Origin of the sequence: Streptomyces zhaozhouensis, assembly GCF_900230195.1 — a bacterium.
GTDB lineage: Bacteria > Actinomycetota > Actinomycetes > Streptomycetales > Streptomycetaceae > Streptomyces > Streptomyces zhaozhouensis.
This window is the reverse complement of the sequence record NZ_OCNE01000011.1, coordinates 167,650-185,931: the sequence shown is the minus strand read 5'-3', so window position 1 is coordinate 185,931 and position 18,282 is coordinate 167,650. Positions and strand designations below refer to the sequence as shown.

The 18,282-nt window shown below is 74.7% G+C and carries 15 protein-coding genes; 8 read left to right on the top strand and 7 right to left on the bottom strand.

The window, feature by feature from the left end; genetic code table 11:
- Positions 1 to 21: 21 nt before the first annotated feature.
- Positions 22 to 852: a hypothetical protein gene (locus tag CRP51_RS16990; protein WP_097232066.1), complete on the top strand. Its 831-nt coding sequence runs from the start codon at positions 22 to 24 to the stop codon at positions 850 to 852.
- 119 nt (positions 853 to 971) lie between these two features.
- On the opposite strand, the gene CRP51_RS16985 is transcribed toward CRP51_RS16990, so the two are convergent.
- Complete coding sequence (locus tag CRP51_RS16985) at positions 972 to 2,627, bottom strand: transporter (RefSeq protein ID WP_097232065.1); 1,656 nt, start codon at positions 2,625 to 2,627, stop codon at positions 972 to 974.
- A complete protein-coding gene (locus CRP51_RS16980) occupies positions 2,624 to 3,454 on the bottom strand; it encodes an ABC transporter ATP-binding protein (RefSeq protein WP_097232064.1) in 831 nt (276 codons plus the stop codon). The genes CRP51_RS16985 and CRP51_RS16980 overlap by 4 nt, the downstream gene beginning before the upstream one ends.
- A gap of 492 nt (positions 3,455 to 3,946) precedes the next feature.
- Here CRP51_RS16980 and CRP51_RS16975 point away from each other — a divergent pair, with 492 nt between their 5' ends.
- From CRP51_RS16975 to purU, 4 genes are all read left to right on the top strand, one after another.
- Positions 3,947 to 5,368 carry an NsdA family TPR-like regulatory protein gene (locus CRP51_RS16975; RefSeq protein WP_097232063.1) on the top strand — a complete coding sequence of 474 codons (1,422 nt, stop codon included), beginning with the start codon at positions 3,947 to 3,949 and terminating at the stop codon, positions 5,366 to 5,368.
- Positions 5,369 to 5,464: 96 nt separating this feature from the next.
- Positions 5,465 to 7,189: a hypothetical protein gene (locus tag CRP51_RS28895; protein WP_097232062.1), complete on the top strand. Its 1,725-nt coding sequence runs from the start codon at positions 5,465 to 5,467 to the stop codon at positions 7,187 to 7,189.
- Positions 7,190 to 7,263: 74 nt separating this feature from the next.
- Positions 7,264 to 7,710 carry an SCO4402 family protein gene (locus CRP51_RS16965; RefSeq protein ID WP_245880630.1) on the top strand — a complete coding sequence of 149 codons (447 nt, stop codon included), beginning with the start codon at positions 7,264 to 7,266 and terminating at the stop codon, positions 7,708 to 7,710.
- A gap of 33 nt (positions 7,711 to 7,743) precedes the next feature.
- The gene (gene purU / locus CRP51_RS16960; protein ID WP_097232060.1) at positions 7,744 to 8,643 is read left to right on the top strand and encodes a formyltetrahydrofolate deformylase; all 900 of its coding nucleotides are present in this window, start codon (positions 7,744 to 7,746) and stop codon (positions 8,641 to 8,643) included.
- A 41-nt stretch (positions 8,644 to 8,684) separates the two neighbouring features.
- Here the strand turns inward: purU and CRP51_RS16955 are convergent, their stop codons facing one another.
- On the bottom strand, positions 8,685 to 9,911 hold the full coding sequence (locus tag CRP51_RS16955) for an MDMPI N domain containing protein (protein WP_245880629.1): 1,227 nt from the start codon (positions 9,909 to 9,911) through the stop codon (positions 8,685 to 8,687).
- 131 nt (positions 9,912 to 10,042) lie between these two features.
- Entirely contained in the window at positions 10,043 to 10,612 is a 570-nt protein-coding gene (locus CRP51_RS16950; RefSeq protein WP_097232059.1) for a sigma-70 family RNA polymerase sigma factor, read from the bottom strand.
- A 278-nt stretch (positions 10,613 to 10,890) separates the two neighbouring features.
- Here CRP51_RS16950 and CRP51_RS16945 point away from each other — a divergent pair, with 278 nt between their 5' ends.
- Positions 10,891 to 11,268, top strand: a complete 378-nt coding sequence (locus tag CRP51_RS16945) for an STAS domain-containing protein (protein ID WP_097232058.1) — start codon at positions 10,891 to 10,893, stop codon at positions 11,266 to 11,268.
- Positions 11,269 to 11,593: 325 nt separating this feature from the next.
- The gene (locus tag CRP51_RS16940; protein WP_212615931.1) at positions 11,594 to 12,085 is read left to right on the top strand and encodes an ATP-binding protein; all 492 of its coding nucleotides are present in this window, start codon (positions 11,594 to 11,596) and stop codon (positions 12,083 to 12,085) included.
- Between the two features lie 628 nt (positions 12,086 to 12,713).
- On the opposite strand, the gene CRP51_RS16935 is transcribed toward CRP51_RS16940, so the two are convergent.
- Positions 12,714 to 13,883 (bottom strand): flavin-containing monooxygenase, encoded by a 1,170-nt coding sequence (locus CRP51_RS16935; RefSeq protein ID WP_097232106.1) that lies wholly within the window; start codon positions 13,881 to 13,883, stop codon positions 12,714 to 12,716.
- A 155-nt stretch (positions 13,884 to 14,038) separates the two neighbouring features.
- Positions 14,039 to 14,686, bottom strand: coding sequence for a TetR family transcriptional regulator (locus CRP51_RS16930; protein WP_097232057.1), 648 nt, complete (start codon positions 14,684 to 14,686; stop codon positions 14,039 to 14,041).
- Between the two features lie 369 nt (positions 14,687 to 15,055).
- On the opposite strand from CRP51_RS16930, the gene afsK reads away from it, so the two are divergent.
- On the top strand, positions 15,056 to 17,521 hold the full coding sequence (gene afsK / locus CRP51_RS16925) for an outer membrane protein assembly factor BamB family protein (protein WP_097232056.1): 2,466 nt from the start codon (positions 15,056 to 15,058) through the stop codon (positions 17,519 to 17,521).
- A 108-nt stretch (positions 17,522 to 17,629) separates the two neighbouring features.
- Here afsK and CRP51_RS16920 read toward each other — a convergent pair whose 3' ends face one another.
- Positions 17,630 to 18,223: a hypothetical protein gene (locus CRP51_RS16920; protein WP_097232055.1), complete on the bottom strand. Its 594-nt coding sequence runs from the start codon at positions 18,221 to 18,223 to the stop codon at positions 17,630 to 17,632.
- Positions 18,224 to 18,282 lie beyond the last annotated feature (59 nt).

Here is an 18,282-nt window from a genome sequence, read left to right as displayed (position 1 = left end):
TATCTCTCACCGGGGGGCCCGATGAGTTTCATAGCCAGACGCACACGCGCGGCGGCGGTCGCCGCCGCCACCGCGGCGGTCGTCACCTTGGCCGGCTGTTCCAGCGACAGCGACGACGAGGAGAACACGCCGACCGACAACGAGAGCTCGGCCGAGAAGGGCGGGAGCGAGGGCTCCGAGGGCGACGAGGAGGGTTCGGACAGCGACGCCTTCGGCGGCGCCTCGCCCGACGACGTCGCCGACCAGGCGTTCGACGCCCTGATGGGCGCCGAGTCGCTCCGCCTGGCCGGCGACATCGACCAGGCCGGCGAGCAGATGAGCCTCGACCTGCACCTCAGCAGCGCCGGCGACTGCGCCGGTTCGATCTCCATGAGCTCGCAGGGCTCGTTCGAGATCATCAAGCTGGAGAACGAGGCGTGGCTGCGCCCGGACACCCAGTTCTGGGAGACCGCGGCCGGCATCGACGACCCGGCGATCCTGGGCCAGCTGGACGGCTTCTTCCTCTACGGCCCGGCCGACGAGCCGCCGATGGACTCCTCCGTCGAGTCGTGCAACCTCGACACCTTCCTGGAAGGGATGGGCCAGGGCGGCTCCGCCTCCGGGATGACCATGGGCGAGGCCACCGAGATCGACGGCGTTCCCGGCGTCACGCTGCACGAGGGCGAGGACGCCAGCCTGGTGGTCGCCACCGAGGGCGAGCCCTTCCCGCTGCGCTTCGAGAACAGCGACCCGGCCACCGGCGCCGGCGTCATCGACTTCAGCGCGTTCAACGAGCCGGTGCCCAGCGACCGGCCGGCCGACGCCGAGGTCATCACCATCGAGGACCTGCAGTCCGGCGCGTTCATGAGCTGACCCTCGGGTCGTCCCGACGCCCGGACGGTCCAGAACGGGCCGCCGGCGTCGACCGCTCGACACGGCAGGGGCGCCGGCGGCGATCGCCGCCGGCGCCCCGCACGCGTTCCGGACCCGGGTCAGCCCTTGCTGACCGCGGCGAGGATCTCCGGCAGGGCGTCGGCCGTGCGGCGCGCGGCCAGTCTCAGCGCGCCCCAGCACAGCGCCGCTCCCCACACCGCGCCCACGGGCACCACGAGCCAGCCGGCCGGCTCGCCGTGGAGGAACAGCGCCAGCGCCCCGACCGGCGCGACGAGCACCGCCCCGACCAGCGTGCCGCCCAGGAGCGAGCCCCAGGCGAGCCCGGACTGCCCCGGCGCGACGTTCTTCATCGCGCCCTCCTGCGGGATCGAGTACGGCAGCCACGCCGAGGTCATCGCCCCCACCGCGAGCAGCGCGCCCAGCATCGCCAGCGTCAGCCCGAGGCCCGTCGGCAGCGACTCCCAGTCGTCGAAGAGCGCCGCCGTGCCCAGCACCACCGCCACCATCAGCGGCAACCCGAGCAGGCAGATCACCAGCATCCTGGCCCGCAGCTCGACGAAGGCGTCACGCGGGGAGCCGATGGTCGCCGCCACCAGCCAGAAGCCGCTGTAGTCGCCGCCGAACTGGTTGTACATCAACAGCCCCAGCATCCCGGCCGCCCAGCACGCCGTGTACACGCTGCCGCCGTCCTGGACGGTCAGCACCAGCGGCAGCAGCATCGCCATGCCGAGCGAGGTGGCCCAGCCCATCTTGGCCTTGGGGTCGCGCCAGGCGTAGCGCAGCACCCGCAGCATCACCGTCCCGGTACGACCGGTGGGCAGCAGCCCCGCGAGGCCGCCCTCGTGCCGGCCGCGGTCCGGCCCGGCGCCCGCCGGCGGCTGGAGACTGGAGGCGTCCGGCGCCGTGAGCAGCGTCGTCAGGGTCCGCCGCCACCACCACAGCAGCAGCGCCAGGCCGCCCGCGGTGGTCGCCAGCGCCAGCACGGCCCCGAACGCGGACCCCTCGTCCGCGAGCCGCACCGCCCGCACCGCGCTGGCCGGCGGCAGCCACCCCAGCACGTCGGCCAGCGGACGCATCGGCGCCAGACCGCCGTCCTCGTCGGCCATCCGGCTCAGCGCGAGGTTCAGCCCCTGGAGACCGAAGGCCACCAACAGACCGCTGAGCACGGCGAGATCGCGCCCCCTGCGGCTGGTCAGCAGCCGGGCGTTGGCCGTGGCCAGCGCCCGGGTGAGGGTGACGCAGAAGACCAGGACCAGCGGCGCCGCCACCACCGCGACCAGCGCCGCCGCCACCCCGTGCGCCGCCACCAGCACCGCGCCGACCACCAGCAGCAGCGTGAACAGCGGCCCGCTGCCGACCAGCCCGCTGGCCAACTGCGCCACCAGCAGCGGCGACGGGCGCAGCGGCAGCATCGCCAGCCTGCCCGGGTCCAGCGTCTCGTCCACCCCGACGAACAACGGCAGAAACGCCCAGCCCAGCGCGAGCATCGCCACCAGCACCACGCCGGTGTCGGGCCCGTACTCGTCGCCCCGCAGCGCCACCAGCCCCAGCAGGCCGAGCGCGCCGACGAGCGCGGCCAGCACGGTCGAGCCGACGAAGGCCGCGGACCTGCCCGTCGACTGCCGCGTCCCGTTGCGCAGCAGCGACAGCTTGAGACGGACGAAGACCGCGGTGGTCGCGGCGACGGACGGCCCGGTGATCCGCCCGGTCGGTGGTGCCGGCGCGGGCGCGGGCGGCAGCCCGGTCGCGCTCATCTCGCGCCGCCCAGCCAGTCGAGCCGGGCGCCGTCGGGGTTGCCCCGCGCGCCGACCAGTTCGAGGAACGCGTGGTGCAGCGACTCGGCCTCCCCGCGCACCTCCGCGGTCGGCCCGTGCGCCCTGATCCGCCCGGCGGCCAGCACGGCGACCCAGTCGCAGAGCGACTCCACCAGCTCCATCACATGGCTGGAGAAGACGACCGTGGCGCCCGAGTCGGTGTAGCGCTCCAGCACGCCCCTGATGGCCTGCGCCGAGACCGGGTCCACGCCCTCGAACGGCTCGTCGAGGAAGAGCACCTCGGGGTTGTGCAGCAGCGCGGCCGCCAGGCCGATCTTCTTGCGCATCCCGGTCGAGTAGTCCACGACGAGCTTGTGCTGCGCCCCCGACAGGTCCAGAACGTCGAGCAACTGCTCGGTGCGGGACTCCAGTTCGTCCGGGTCCAGGTCCCGCATCCGGCCCATGTAGGTGAGCAGTTCGCGGCCCGAGAGCCGCTCGAAGAGCCGCAGCCCCTCGGGCAGCACCCCGATCCTGGCCTTCACGTCCACCGGGTCGCGCCAGACGTCGCGGCCCACCACCTCGACCGTGCCGGAGTCCGGCCGCAGCAGGCCGGTGACCATCGACAGGGTGGTGGTCTTGCCGGCGCCGTTGGGGCCGACCAGGCCGACGAAGCGGCCGGTCGGCAGGTCCAGGTCGATGCCGGAGACGGCGACCTGCTCCCCGAAGGTCTTCCACAGCCCCCGCACCCGCACCGCCGGCGGGCGCTCCCCCTCGGGCTCCGGCTCTCCCGGTATGGGAGGGATGCCCGTTCCCCTGTTCTCAGCCATGGTCGACACGGTAGCGACCCGTCTTCGCCCGCAACGACCCGCGTCGTCCCCCTTGTCGAGCGCGGGGCCCCGGGGCGGGGCGGACGGGAGTGAGAGCCGTTGACTTAGGCGCGGGGCTCGCGCACGCGCTTCCGTACCGGCGCGTATGGCGTGTGGCGTGGTCAGGGGGCATGGTCGCGCGCCGCCGTTCCCCGGTCCCCGCGCGCCCCCGCGCATCCGGGCGCCCCCGCCGCCGCCGGCGGCGAGCCGCGCCCGCCCTCCGGGCAACGGCGCTGGTGGAGCGCCGGCCCCTTGCGCCGGGCCCGCCGGCCGCCGCCGGGAGCCGGCGGCGGCCGGGGTCCGCGGGTGCCACGGGCTCCGGTGCGTGCGCCGGGTCCCATGGTCGGGGCGCATGGGTGCATCCACCGGGGCATACGGGATGGACCCGGCATCCCTCGGGCATGGTTCTGCCCGGGATCGACCCGGCGAGCCGATCGGCCAAGGGAGACACGGATGTCCGCCAGACCACTGATCGCCCGACAGCCCAACGAACGCCTGCTGGCGCTCATACGCGAGGCCAACTGCTCCAACGCCGGGCTGGCGCGCCGGGTGAACATGTGCGCCGCGGAGCGCTCGCTCGACTTCCGCTACGACAAGACCTCCGTGGCGCGCTGGATCCGAGGTCAGCAGCCGCGCGGCAGGGCGCCCGAGCTGATCGCCGAGGCGCTCGGCCGCAAGCTGGGCCGCCCGGTGACCGTCGACGAGATCGGGATGGGCACCACCCGGCAGCTGACCTCCTCGGTCGGGCTGCACTTCGCCGCCGGACTCGGGGACTCGCTGGAGCAGGCGGCCGAGCTGTGGCGCTCCGACGTCCAGCGGACGGAGGGCGAGCGCGGCACCCACCCCTACGCGCCGGGGGGCGCCCAGGTGGCCCCCGCCGCGCTGGTCGAGCCCAGCAGGGACTGGCTGATCACCCCGCCGGACGGGGAGGTCGAACGGTCCGGCGCCGGCCCCCGCGTGGGCGAGGCCGACGTCTCCGCCGTGGTGGACACCACCGCCTCGCTGGTCGACCTGGACCGCCGCTGGGGCTCGGGGCAGGTCAGGCCGCTGGTGGTGCACTATCTCAACGGCGTGGTGGCCGGCCTGCTCGCCGGCTCCTACAGCGAGGCCGTCGGCCGCGCGCTCTTCGCCGCCGCCGCCCGGCTGACCGAGCTGGCCGGGTACATGGCGGTGGACAGCGGACTGCCGGGGCTCGCGCAGCGGTACTACATCCAGGCGCTCCGGCTGTCGCAGGCTTCGGGGGACCGGGGGTTCGGCGGGTATGTGCTGGCGGCGGGAATGAGCCATCTCGCGGCCGAGCTGGGCAACCCACGCGAGGTGATCCAACTGGCGCGCGCCGCGCAGGAGGGCACCAGGGGGCGGGTGCCGTCGCGCGCCGAGGCGCTGTTCCTGTCGGCGGAGGCGCGCGGTCACGCCCAGCTCGGCGACCGCGAGTCCTGCCGCCGCGCCGCGTCCGAGGCGCTGGCCGCGCAGGAACGTGCCGGCGAGGCCGGTTCCGACGCCGACGAGCCGGCCTGGGTGCGGCACTTCGACGCCGCCTACCTCGCGGACGAGCTGGCGCACTGCCACCGCGACCTCGGCCAGGGCCGGGCCGCGCAGCGCAGGGCCGCCGACGCGGTCGCCGGGCACCCGGAGAGCCGCACCCGCCGCCGCGCGATAGGCATGGTGCTGATGGCCACCGGCCAACTCCAGGAGGGTGATCTCGAACACGCCTGCCACACGGCGGGCCGTGCCGGCGAACTGCTCGCGGGGCTGCGTTCGGGGCGTGGAGCCGAGTACTTCGCGGACTTCAGGGGCCGTCTGGAGCCGCATCGGGAGCACCGCCTGGTGCGGGAGTTCACCAGCCGCTGGTCGCCGGTGCCGACTCCGGCCTGACGCGCCGGACTTGACGACCGGCGGGCGGCGCAGCAGTCTGCGGGGAGCCGGTACCGTGGCCCGGCTAGCTGCGTTGAGCCGAATGAGGAGCCCCGGGTGACGAGCCACAACGGACGGGACGACGAGCCGCGCGAGGGCGTGGTCCTGCCCCCTGGTTCCGGCGGTGTGACGGGTGAGGCCCACCGCGACCCGACCCCCGCCGCGCCGCCCGCCGGTCAGGCGTGGGGCCAGCACTGGGGCCCAGGTCAGGGGGCCGCGACGCCGGACGCCCCCGGGACGTTCGGCGGCGCGGCCGGCGCCTACGGAGCGCCCGGCGGCTGGGGGGACGCGCCCCCGCCGCCCGCCTCCGCGCCCCCCGTTCCCCCGCACCAACCGGCGCGGCCCCCGCACCATCCGCCGCCTCCGCAGCGGCCGCCGGGGGCGGCCCAGCAGCCCCCGCAGGCGCCTCCCCTGCCGGCGGCGCCCCAGCCGCCGCAGCTGCCGCCGGTCGGGTCCCACGCGATGGCGACCCAGGCCACCCCCGTCGTCCCCGGCCGGCCGCCCGCGCCGGACGAGGGTGCCACCGAGCTGATCGCGCCGATCGAGACCACCACCCAGCTGCGCGCCGTCACGCCCCCCGAGGGCCGGCGCCCCGGCGGGCGCCACGGCCGTCCCGCCCCGCAGGGCCCGCCGGCGGCCCCGCCCCACCAGCCCGCGCGGCCGCCCGCGGCCGACGAGGGCGCGACCGAGCTGATCCCGCTGGTCACCGACCGCTTCCCGGACGAGAACGGCTTCCCCGAGAAGAACGGGGACCGCTTTCCCAACGAGGCGGCGACCGAGCTGATCGCCCCCGTCACCGACGACACCCCGCCGCCCGGCGCCGCGCAGGAGGCCGCCACCCAGCTGATACCGCCGGTGCCGGCGGACGGTGGCGGCGACCCCGAGTCGACGACCAGGCTGCGGGCCGTCCCGCCCCGGCAGCCGGGCAGGCACCGTTCACCGGCGCAGCCGCCCCCGCCGGGCGCCGGCGGCGTCGAGGCGACGCAGACCCTGCCGCCCGTCGGCGGCGGGGACTTCGACCAGCTCTTCCGGTCCGCCGCCGACCGCCCGCCGCCCCCGCCCGAGCGGGGCTGGGGCGACGGCGCCGGCCACGGCGGCCCGCCGCCGCCCGCGTCCGGGCGGCGGCGCAGCCCCGCGCTGCTGGTCGGCGCGGTGATCGCCGGCTGCGCCGTGGTGGGGCTGCTGGCGGGGTACCTGCTCAGCGGCGGGGACGACGACGAGGGCGACGGCTCGGGCGACGGCGTCTCGCCGGAGGCCCAGGTCGAGGAGCCGGACGGCGCGGACGACTCCGCCGGCGGCGCGGAGGAGGACGGGGCCGACCCGGCGCGCGCCCAGGCGGAGGCGCTCTCCGAGCTGCTCGCCGACAGCAACGACAGCCGGGACGCGGTGATCGAGTCGGTCGCCGCCATCCGCTCCTGCGAGCGGCTGGACGCCGCCGCCGACGACCTGCGGGCCGCGGCCGACCAGCGCACCGGGATGGTGGACCGGCTCAACGAGCTGACCCTGGACGAACTCCCGGACAACGGTGACCTGATCGCCGCGTTGACCGAGGCGTGGCAGGCGTCGGCCGAGGCCGACGAGCACTACGCGGCCTGGGCGGACGAGGCCCGCGCCAACCGCGGCGAGGTGTGCAGGGGCGGCCAGGCGCGGCACACCGAGCGGGCCGGCCAGGGCGATGCGGCCAGCGGTCGCGCCACCGAGGCGAAGGAACGGGCCGCCGGCCTGTGGAACCCGCTGGCCGGCCAGTACGCGCTTCCCGAGAGGGCGGCCACCCAGCTGTGACGACGAGCCCCGTAGCATCGGTCGGCGTGCAAGCTTCGGATAAGTCTTCCCGTCGGCCCCGCGGTTCCACCACCATGGCGGGTATGCCGCTCAACGACATGCCATGGTGGCGCTGGCGGGCCAACGTTCGCTCGGCGCTGCACATGCTCTCCGATCCCGTCTTCCACCAGAACTGCTGGCTCGCCGGGGTGCCCGGCTACGGTGACGTGACCGACGCCGTCTACCGGCTGGTCGAGGACACCTGGCTGGACAACTGGTCGGCCGAGAAGTACGTCGGCGCCGTCTTCCGCGACGCCGAGGAGGCCGCGCTGGTGGACACCGCCGTCCTCCGGGTGCTGCGCATCATGCACCAGGTCGGCGCGGACGCCCCGGTCGCCGACTACCTTCACCACGCCGGCTGGCCGGACGCGGTGGCGGCGGCGCGCGAGGCGCACGTGCGGCTGGCGGTCGGCGACGGGGACGACCCGGACGCGCCCCCGCGCTCCCTCGACGAGCTGGCCGCGGCGTCCCGCGCCGTCTGACGGCGCCCCCCGGCGTGTGTCAGGCTGACCACCATGACCCTCACCACCGACGACCGGGGCCCGGAGCCCGCCGAGGGGCCCGGTCGCCAGCAGTACGTGCTGACCCTCTCCTGCCCGGACAAGCCGGGCATCGTGCACGCCGTCTCCAGCTTCCTGTTCATGACCGGCTGCAACATCGAGGACAGCCAGCAGTTCGGCGACCACGACACGCGCCTGTTCTTCATGCGGGTGCACTTCTCGGGGCAGCCGCCGGTGACGTTGGAGAAGCTGCGCGCCAGCTTCGCCGCCGTCGGTGACACCTTCCAGATGGACTGGCAGCTCCACCGCGCCGACGGCCGGATGCGCGTGGTGCTGATGGTCAGCAAGTTCGGTCACTGCCTCAACGACCTGCTCTTCCGCACCTCGATCGGCGCCCTGCCGATCGAGGTCGCGGGCGTCGTCTCCAACCACCCGAACTTCGCCGAGCTGGCCGCCTCCTACGACGTGCCGTTCCACCACATCCCGGTCACCGCCGACAACAAGCCGGAGGCCGAGGCCGCGCTGCTGGAGATCGTGGAGCGCGAACAGGTCGAACTCGTCGTGCTCGCCCGCTACATGCAGGTCATCTCCGACGACCTCTGCAAGCGGCTCTCCGGCCGGCTGATCAACATCCACCACTCGTTCCTGCCGAGCTTCAAGGGCGCCAAGCCTTACCACCAGGCGCACGCCAGGGGCGTGAAGCTGATCGGCGCGACCGCGCACTACGTGACGGCGGAGCTGGACGAGGGGCCGATCATCGAGCAGGAGGTGGAGCGCGTCGGCCACGGGCTGACCCCCAGCGAACTGGTCGCCGTCGGCCGCGACGTGGAGTGCCGCGCGCTGGCCCGCGCGGTCCAGTGGCACAGCGAGCACCGGGTGCTGCTCAACGGGCGCCGCACGGTCGTCTTCGACTGACCGCGAAGGGCGCCCGACCGCGCACAGCCGGGGCGGCCCGTTCACATCCGGGACAGCCCCGCCGCGGCCGCCAGCACGTCGTGGATGATGTCCGGATCGCCCTCGGCCCCCGAGGCCGCCTCGTCGGGGGCGATCCGGCCGGCCGCCAACTGGCAGAAGACCACGTCGTCCAGGGCGACATGGGCCACCGCCCCGCGCGCCGCCGTGCGGCTGATGGCGGCCACCGGCGAGTCCAGCGGGATGAACCAGTCGCCGCCGCCCGCGCCCTCCACCTCCAGGTGCAGCGTGCGCCCCGGCGAACCGGCCGTGGTCAGCCGGGCCGCCGACCTGGCCAGCCCGGCTCTTCTGCGGCCGGCGACGCTGCCGGGAAGTCTGCGCGCCGTCAGGTCGACCAGCAGCCGCAGATGGGGCGGCAGCGGCGGCTCGTACGGGTACTCGACGGCGTGGGCGATGTCCCCGGCGTGCGTGTAGCAGGCGAACGCCCGCTCCAGATACAGATCGGAGAGCGACCACGCGCCGCCCACGGCCGGCAGCCGCCCCGGGTCGCCGAGCGCGCCCGGCACCCGCCGTTCGCCCATCCGTCCGCCCGTGCGCGAGGCCGCCCAGACCAGCGCCCTGGTCTGGGAACGCCACGGCTCCCGGGACGCGGTGCCGTCCCCCGCGGCCTCCGGGCCACCGCGGCCGGCGAGGGACCACGCCGCCAGCGTGCGGGCGGCCGGGTCGTCCGGCTCGGCGAGCCCCGGCAGCCCGGCCAACGGGTCGGGCAGCCCCATCAGCCCCGCCAACAGCCCGTCCAGTGCCCGCAGATGATCCAGCACGCCGCCGACCGTGGTGGTCTGCCCGCGCTCCACGTCGTCCTCGAACCAGCGCAGCCGCACCTCGGTCAGCCACTCCTCGTCGGCCATGTCCTGGAGCAACGCGTCCAGTCTCGCCGCCTCCGCGTCCAGCGGCGCCGCCCACGACGGCACCGGGAGCCGCGCCGGCCGCCTGGCCAGACAGCCCTCCAGCACCTCGGCCCGCAGCTCGGGGGCCAGGTCCAGGCCCCCGCGCGGCTCCAGCAGCATCGCCGCGTCCGACAGCCGGGCCGCCTCGTCCGCGCAGGCCGCGCAGTCGGCGAGATGCCGCTCCACCAGCGCCGACTCCTCGACGGAGCAGGCCACCAGGGCCCAGGCGCCCAGCAGCGCCGTCACCTGTTCGTGGGTCGGGGACGTCGGCCCGCTCCCCCGGTGCTCCGCGTCCCGCCGGTGGTCCTCGGGGTTCCCCGCCACTTCGGCCTCTCCTCGGCGCGGTCTCGGGACCCGCGCGGCCTCGCTCCCGGGCGCCTCCGCCTCCCAGGGCTCGTCGGAAGCGCCGGGCGCGCCGGCGCCGTTCGGTGACCGCCCACCGGGCCGAGGGGCGCTCACCGTGTCTCCCGCTCCCTCGCGTGCGCCGGTTGCTCGGGCGCCTCCGCGCTCTCGGCCCCGTACCGGGCGGCCGACGACAGCAGTTGGAGCCCCAGCCGCAGCCGACGCCTGGCCTCGTTCTCGTTGATGCCGAGCCGCTCGGCCATCTGTCGGTAGTCCTGCCGTTGGAAGCGGGTCAGTTCCAGCGCCTCGCGCAGCGGGGCGGGCATCGCCGTCACGATGTAGTCGGCCCTGGCGGCCGTGGCCGCCGCGCGCACCTGCGCGTGGGTCTCCGGCCCGGCGGCGCGCTGGCGGAGCCTGCTCACCGCGAGCTGGTGCGCCTGCCCGGCGATCCAGGCGCGCATCGTGGACTGGCGGGGGTCGAAGCGGTCCGGGGACTCCCAGATGGTGGCGAAGACCTCGCGGGTCACCTGGCCGGTCGCGGTCTCGTCGTCGAGCACCCGCTGGGCTATGCCGTAGGCGAGTGAGGCGAAACGGTCGTACAGCTCGGCCAGGGCCGCGGCCTCGCCCCGGCGCAGCCGCTCCCGCATGTTCCGGTCCCAGTGTGGCGGCGTCTCGTGCGCCATTCGGCCCCCATTTCGTCCGCCCGCCGACAACCTCAGGCACCTCGCCGACGTCAAATGTAGTGTGCGGTGCTGTCCCGGCGCTCCCCCGCGCGAGGAGCCCTGTGGGGCGCGGCCCGGGAGCGCCCACGAATCCGCCGCCCGCACCCGGCGTACGGTGGCCGGATGACCGGAGCGGCGACGGCCGGACACGGATGGTGACGCGTGCCCGTCGGGAAAGTGGGCAGGTCGCGTAGAAGGAGTGCGATGGGGACAGGTCGGCGAGCAGGGAAGGACGCGTGATGACGGCTCTCACGGTGCGGGCGGAGCAGCGGGGGGAGTGGACCGTGCTGCGCGTCGTCGGTGAGCTCGACCTGGCGACATCGCCTACCGTGCGACAGCGCGTTCACGACGCGGTGGCCGACGGCAGACGGCGGGTGGTGCTCGACCTCTCCGAGGTGCTCTTCTGCGACTCCAGCGGCGTCGGTGTCCTCGTCGGCGCCCGCCGGCTGATGCGGTCCTGCGCGGGGGAGTTGCGGCTGATCCTGCCGGCCAGGGGCGCCGAGGACGGCTCCCACGTCAACCGGGTGCTCGCCGCGCTCGGCGTGCGCCGGCTCTTCGACTGCCACCCCGACCTGGCCTCCGCCGTCGGCGGGACCGACGCGCAGCTCAGCGCGTGACGCTGCCGCTGGGCTTTCGGGGAGGCCGGTGGCGGGTTACCGGTGGTGGGTGGTGGGTGGCGCGGGTTTGCTTTGTGGGTTCGGGATCGTGCTCTCGCGTTCGTGCTTTCGAAATCGTGCTCTTGAAATCACCCTGATGAGCCTTGCCTTACTCCTGTTCGAGCGAACGTTTCAGGGCTCGCACAGTCACCCCGCGGCTTACTCCTTTGCGCCGGATTATTCCGGAAGCGCTTGTTGTCCGACTCGCCCGTCAATCATGCTGTCCTGAGCTGGGGTTGTGCCTCGGTGTGAGGTGTTTTGTCCGGCGGTTCGGATGGTGTGAACGGTGCAGGAGCTGGAAAGACAGTTGGAGGTGGCCCCCGAGTCCTCGGAGGTGGCCCGCGCGCGCCGCTGGGCGCGGGCGCAGATCGGTCGTGGACGGCCCTGCCCGGCCTGTCCCGACGCGACCCCGGGAGACACGGTGGTGTTGTTGGTTTCCGAGCTGGTGACCAACGCGGTGGTGCACACCGGCCGTCCGGCACTGCTGCGGTTGGCGGTGCGGAGCCCGGAGGCGTCCAGAGCGGAACGGGGATGCGCCGGCGCGCCGGTGCGGCTCGAAGTGGTGGACGGCAGCGCCGTCGCGCCGCTGCCACGGCAGGCGACTCACTGCGACACCGGCGGACGCGGCCTTGAGCTGATCGAGATCCTCGCCGCGCGCTGGGGATGGCAGCGGGAGGGCGACGGCAAGCGCGTCTGGTGCGAGTTGGACTGCTCGCCCTCGCGTCAACCCCCCGACGGCGCCCCGTGGACGGGGCGCAGGGTTCCAGCCAGGTATTGACGTCCCGTATTGGCTTGATGACCCTTTGAAGGGTTCCGTTCGGCCGTGGAGGCCGGCTCGAACGGACGCGGGTGGAGCGCCGCGAGGGGACGCCGAGGCCGGCCGGAGGCCGGAGCCCTCGGCGAGTGCGGACCACCCGACGGGCCCCCTCCTCCTGGCGGGGAGGGGGTTTGTCGACTGCGGAGTTTCGTGGCTTGGGTGGGTGGTCGTCCTTGCCTTGGTGGGTGGTTGCTCGCGCAGTTCCTCGCGCCCCTGTTCCGCCGGTGGGCGGCTTGGGGGGCGCGGTGCGTTTGTGGCGGGGGTTTGTCGACTGCGGAGTTTCGTGGCTTGGGTGGGTGGTCGTCCTTGCCTTGGTGGGTGGTTGCTCGCGCAGTTCCTCGCGCCCCTGTTCCGCCGGTGGGCGGCTTGGGGGCGCGGTGCGTTTGTGGAGGGGGTTTGTCGACTGCGGAGTTTCGTGGCTTGGGTGGGTGGTCGTCCTTGCCTTGGTGGGTGGTTGCTCGCGCAGTTCCTCGCGCCCCTGTTCCGCCGGTGGGCGGCTTGGGGGCGCGGTGCGTTTGTGGCGGGGGTTGGCCGACCGGGTGCGTGACCGGTCCGGGTGGGGTGTCGGCCGGGACGCCCCCGGCAGGGGTCAGCGTCGGGGCGAGGTCACGTGGTCGGCCACGGCGGCCGCTATCTTCGGGGCGTCGTGGCCGAGTTCGCGGAGGGTGCCGCTGATCGGGTTCGTGTAGCCGATGAAGTGCAGCCCCGGCGCGGCCGGGTGGGACTGCTTGCCGTGCACCAGCGGCCGGCCGGAGCCGTCCAGCAGCCCCAGGTGCCCGACCAGCGGTTCGAGCCCGCGCCGGTAGCCCGTGGCCGCGATCACCACGTCGGGGCGCAGCTCGGAACCGTCGGCGAGCAGCGCCCGTTCGCCCTCGAAGGCGGTCAGCGCGGCGACCGGTCGCACCCGGCCCCGCTTCACCGCGCGCACCAGGCCGCGGTCGAGCACGGGAATGGCGCCCTGCCGCACGCGCGTGTAGAGGCCGGCCTCGGGGCGCGGCAGGCCGTGGGGGGCCAGGTCGGGCAGGGTGCGGGCCAGCAGGCGGGCCCCGCGGTCCACCAGGCCGACGGGAAGCCGGCGGCAGAGGATGGCGCTGGCCTGGGAGGGCCAGCCGAGGGTGGCGCGGCGCATGATGTGCGGCGGGGTGCGGACCGCGAGCCAGACGTTGCCCGCGCCGGAGGCGGCGAGTTCGGCGGCTATCTCGGCGCCGGTGTTGCCCGTGCCGACGACCAGCACGTCCCGGTCGCGGTAGGGCTCGGGCGCGCGGTAGGAGCGGGCGTGGATCAGCTCGCCCGCGAAGCCGCCGGCGCCCGGCCAGTCGGGCACGTGCGGCGTGTGGTTGAACCCGGTGGCCACCACCACGGCGGAGGCGCGCAGTCGGCGTCCGCCGGTCGCGGTGAGCGACCAGTCGCCGGTCTCCGCCGCCCGTTCTATTCGGAACACCTCGACGCCCGCGGCGAGATCGAGCCGGTGGTGGCGGGCGTACTCCTCCAGGTAGGCCACGAAGTCGTCCCGCGCCACCCAGCGGCCCGCCGACCTGGGGAGGGGCAGTCCGGGCAGTGACGACCAGCGGCGGGTGGTGTGCAGCCGCAGACGGTCATAGTGGCCGCGCCAACTGGCGCCCACGTCCGGGGACTTCTCGACGACCACGGCGCGAACGCCGCGTCGGGCCAGGGCGGCCGCGGTGGCGAGCCCTCCCGGGCCTGCCCCGATGACATGCACGGGGGCGGTGGACTCCGAGGGTGCGGGCGGGTTCGGCATGGTCAGGAGCATACGCAGCCGGCCCGTTCACCAGCAGAGGGCCTGGGCGCCGGAACACGCCTGATCGTTGGTCGGCCGGCTTCGCGCGCCGGCGCGCGGAGAGGGGCGGGACGCGCCGTCCCGGAGACAGGGGCCGGGCGGCGCCGCCCGTTCCCTCACTTGGTCGGCTTGCGACCCGTGACTCCGAGATGCACCAACAGGGAGAGTGCCGGCTTCAGTTCCGACTGCTTGGCGCCCAACGACTGGAGGCTCTTGGACTGCGCGGAGACCGCGCCCAGCATCGTGACCAGCGAGCCGGCCAACGCGGCGGGCGATGCCGGGGGCTTGGCCCGGCCGCGTCCCAACTGGCTCTCGGCCGCCTCGGTCAACGGCTTGACCAGCGCGCCCTGCACCCGGGTCCTGATCCGGACGAAACGCCGGTCGCCCTCGGCGGCGCCGAGTTCGATCACCCGGAGGATGGCGTCGTGTTTGCGCCAGAAGGCGAGCACCCCGTCGACGAGCTTGTCCGCCGTCGCGGCGCCCGCCTTGCCGGTCCACGAGCGCCCCGTGACCAGCTCGGAGAGCGCGGCGGACTCCCGCACCGTCTCCTCGGCCAGTTCGAGCACTGCGGCCTCGACATCTGGGAAATACTGGTAGAAAGTGGCCGGCGAGGTGCCCGCTTTGCGTGCTACGTCGATCACTTTGACGTCTCGGTACGGGGAGCCGGAGAGCATTTTCGCCAGGCAGTCGAGGAGCTTCTGCCGCGTCGCCTGACCGCGTCGGCCGGCGACCCGGCCGTCAACGGTCGTTACCTTTCCTGTCATGCCAGTCAGCTTATCGACGCGTGAACTCGGCGCGATTTGATCGCATCCGAATGGGGAATCCCCCGGGAGCCTCCGGCGCACGCGGCCGTCCGGAAGCCCCGGGTGGGGCTTCGGGACGCGGGCCGTACCACACCCGGGCCGTCCCCGTGTGCGACCCGCCACATCCGGCCCGCGGCGACGGCCCGTCGGGTCCCCCGTGCCCCCGGGGTGTTCGCCGTCGAGGGCGGTCGGGATCACCCGCGCCCCGCGTTCGTCTCTGTCAGTGTCGGGGGGAAGAATCGTCTCGGAAGGCCGCCCCTGTCCCATGGCAATGAGATGCTGCGAGGGGGGCGGGACACGCAAGCGCCCAGACGGGGAGGTGGCAAGCACATGGTGGGGCAGCTGACGCAGCACGATCCCCGGCGGATCGGGCCGTTCGAGGTGCTCGGACGGCTGGGCGCCGGCGGCATGGGACTGGTGTACCTGGCCCGTTCGGCCTCGGGCCGGCGGGTGGCGATCAAGACCGTGCGCAGCGAGCTTGCCGAGGACCAGCTGTTCCGCGTGCGCTTCACCAGGGAGGTGGAGGCGGCCCGCGCCGTCAGCGGCTTCTACACGGCCGCCGTGGTGGACGCCGACCCGCGCGCCGCCGTTCCCTGGCTGGCGACCGCCTACGTGCCCGCGCCCTCCCTGGAGGAGATCGTCACCGACTGCGGGCCGCTGCCCGCCCAGTCGGTGCGCTGGCTGGCCGCCGGCATCGCCGAGGCGCTCCAGTCCATCCACGGCGCCGGCCTGGTCCACCGCGACCTGAAGCCCTCCAACGTGCTGGTCGTCGAGGACGGCCCCCGGGTGATCGACTTCGGCATCGCCTCCGGCGTCTCCAACACCCGCCTCACCATGACCAACGTCGCGGTCGGCACCCCGGCGTACATGTCTCCCGAGCAGGCCAAGGACTCCCGCTCGGTCAACGGCGCGAGCGACGTCTTCTCGCTCGCCTCCACCCTGGTCTTCGCGGCCACCGGCCACCCGCCGTACCACGGGGGGAACCCGGTGGAGACGGTCTTCATGCTGCTGCGCGAGCGCCCCGACCTCGCCGGACTGCCGGACGAGCTGCGGCCGTTGATCGAGTCGCTGATGGAGCACAAGCCGGAGGACCGGCCCTCGCCGGCCGACCTCCAGGCCCAGTTGGCGCCCTACCTCTTCGCCGCCGGCGACGACGGCGGCAGCGCCTCGGCCTGGTTGCCGCCGGACGCCGTCGCCATGATCGAGGCCCGTCGGGGCCGGCCGGGCGGCGCGCCCCGGCAGCAGCCGTGGAGCGGCGCGGACGCGCCCCCGCCGCCGGGCCCCACCGGCGGGCAGGCGCCGCCGTCCCCGCCGCCGCCCTCGCAGGCGCGGCCGGAGCCGCAGTCGTCCGGGGCGGCGCCGCGTTCCTACGCGCCGCCGATGCCGTCGATGCCGCCGCCCCCGCCGCCGAGCACGCCCCCGCCGTCGACGCACGACAGCCCGCCGACCGGTCCGCCGGTCGTGCGGCAGCCGTCGGGGGCCGCGCAGCCGCCTCCGCCGGCGGCCGAGCAGCGGCGCCAGCAGCCGCAGGAGTGGGGCAGACCGCCGACGGCCCACCAGCAGGCGGCCGTTCCCAGCCCCAACACGGCGCACCCGGGCCAGATGCACCAGTCGGGCGCGACGGCCGACCACGCGGCGGGCGGGCAGGAGGCCGGCGGCCAGGAGGCCGGCGCCGCTCCGCGCTGGCGGCCCTGGCGCTTCCGGATGAGCAACGACCTCTGGGGGTCGCCCACGGTCTACGGCGGCGCGCTCTACGTCACCTCCCTGGAGGTGCACGCGCTGGACGTGGCCAGCGGCCGGCGGCGCTTCCGCACCCGGGAGGTCGCCTGGTCGATGGCGGTGGACGGCGGTCTGGTGCTCGCCTCCGACGGCCCGAGCCTGTTCGCGTTGGACGCCTCCGACGGCACCGACCGCTGGCGGGTCGGCACCGACGGATGGATCTACGGGCTGCGCGCCGAGCGCGGCACGGTGCTCACCGCCTCGCGTGGCGGCCTGGTCACCGCCTGGGAGGCGGGGACCGGCGAGCAGCTGTGGGAGCTGACCGGCGGGCAGAGCGACTTCGAGACGCAGGACGCGGTGCCCGTGATGCGGGACGGCGTGGTCTACGCCTGGGGCGAGGGGCAGCTCTACGTCCTCCAGGCGCGCACCGGCGCGGAGCTGTGGCGCTACCCGGTGGGTGACACCTCGGTGACCGGCGGGGTACCCGTCCGGGTGACACCGGCCGACGACGGGACGGTGTACGTCTGCGCCGGCTCCCGGGTGCTGGCGCTGGACGCCGCGTCGGGCGCCGAGCGCTGGCGCTTCGACGCGCCCGCCGCGATCCTCTGCTCGCCGACGTACCAGCCGGCGGGCGGCCGGGACGCGGGCGTCTACTTCACGGACTACCTGGGCACGGTCTACGCCCTGGACCTGGCGACCGGCGACGACCGTTGGCGGATCGCCACCGAGGCGCGGCAGTCGACGGAGCCGGTGCTGGTCTCCGACGGGCTGGTCCACCTGGGCAGCGGCACCGCGATGTACACGCTGGACGCGGTCAGCGGCACCCCGCGCTGGCGGTTCGCCGCCGGGGAGTCCATCGTCGGCGCGCCCGTGGTGCGGGACGGCCGGCTGCACTTCGGCTCGGAGGACCACTGCCTGTACACGCTGGACGCGGTGAGCGGCCGGCTCAGCTGGAAGCTGGAGACCGGCGGCGCGATCACCGGCACCCCGGCGGCCGCGAACGGGATGGTCTTCGCCTGTAGCAAGGACCACTGCGTCTACGCCCTCGACGCGGCCCGGGGAACGCGGCAGTCCTAGGTCGCCTCGTTTGGATCTTCGCGGGGCGGGACGCGACACACCGCCGTCCCCCACATGCGGGGGCGGCGGTGGCGCGCGAACCGGTGGTTCGACGAGGTTGCTGGGTGGCTACGCGACGTCGCGCCGGCCGTGCTCCTCGTGCTCACCGTGTACGGGGTGCTCCTCGTGGCGCCTGCGCCACGGGCCCTGCCGCACCTCGCCGCCAGTCTTCTCCTCGCGGTGACGCCCGTGGTGCGCGGGGCGCCCCTCGTGCTCGTGGCGCCCGTGACCGCGCAGGCCACGCTCCGCGAGATGACGGCCGGCCATGGTGGTGGCCGCGTACAGCATCAGCAGGCCCGAGCCCAGTGCGGCGAGCACCGGCCAGGACATGCCGCCCTCACCGATGGTGAGGCCGTTGCCGGCGTTGTACTGACGGATGATCCACAGCACGGTGAAGGCGAGGATCGCGGCGCCGGACAGGGTGGTCAGCAGACGGGACCGCAGCAGGATTCCGGCCACGGCCAGGGCGGCGGCGACCAGCATCGGCAGGAACAGGCCCGCGAAGAGCTCCGCGTTCCCTCCTGTCACGCCGGCCCCGTTGAACAGGTCCCACCATCGGTAGTTGTGGCCGTCGCGTCCTCCGTACCAGTTGAAGAACACGCTGCCGATACCCACGACGGCGGCTATCAGAGCGAGTATCGCTCCGAGGGTGTTACGCACCATGACGAGCCTCCCTAGGCACGACTGTCTGATTCCGGCTCGTGCTTTCGACGCTACGTCCA

What these genes read in the sequence shown, in the direction of transcription:
- CRP51_RS16930 (WP_097232057.1), bottom strand. Translation starts at nt 14,686, where the DNA reads ATGACAGGAAAGGTAACGACCGTTGACGGCCGGGTCGCCGGCCGACGC.
- purU (WP_097232060.1), top strand. Translation starts at nt 7,744, where the DNA reads ATGACCCTCACCACCGACGACCGGGGCCCGGAGCCCGCCGAGGGGCCC.
- CRP51_RS16980 (WP_097232064.1), bottom strand. Translation starts at nt 3,454, where the DNA reads ATGGCTGAGAACAGGGGAACGGGCATCCCTCCCATACCGGGAGAGCCG.
- CRP51_RS16975 (WP_097232063.1), top strand. Translation starts at nt 3,947, where the DNA reads ATGTCCGCCAGACCACTGATCGCCCGACAGCCCAACGAACGCCTGCTG.
- CRP51_RS16985 (WP_097232065.1), bottom strand. Translation starts at nt 2,627, where the DNA reads ATGAGCGCGACCGGGCTGCCGCCCGCGCCCGCGCCGGCACCACCGACC.
- CRP51_RS16920 (WP_097232055.1), bottom strand. Translation starts at nt 18,223, where the DNA reads ATGGTGCGTAACACCCTCGGAGCGATACTCGCTCTGATAGCCGCCGTC.
- CRP51_RS16990 (WP_097232066.1), top strand. Translation starts at nt 22, where the DNA reads ATGAGTTTCATAGCCAGACGCACACGCGCGGCGGCGGTCGCCGCCGCC.
- CRP51_RS16950 (WP_097232059.1), bottom strand. Translation starts at nt 10,612, where the DNA reads ATGGCGCACGAGACGCCGCCACACTGGGACCGGAACATGCGGGAGCGG.
- CRP51_RS16935 (WP_097232106.1), bottom strand. Translation starts at nt 13,883, where the DNA reads ATGCCGAACCCGCCCGCACCCTCGGAGTCCACCGCCCCCGTGCATGTC.
- CRP51_RS16965 (WP_245880630.1), top strand. Translation starts at nt 7,264, where the DNA reads ATGGCGGGTATGCCGCTCAACGACATGCCATGGTGGCGCTGGCGGGCC.
- afsK (WP_097232056.1), top strand. Translation starts at nt 15,056, where the DNA reads ATGGTGGGGCAGCTGACGCAGCACGATCCCCGGCGGATCGGGCCGTTC.
- CRP51_RS16945 (WP_097232058.1), top strand. Translation starts at nt 10,891, where the DNA reads ATGACGGCTCTCACGGTGCGGGCGGAGCAGCGGGGGGAGTGGACCGTG.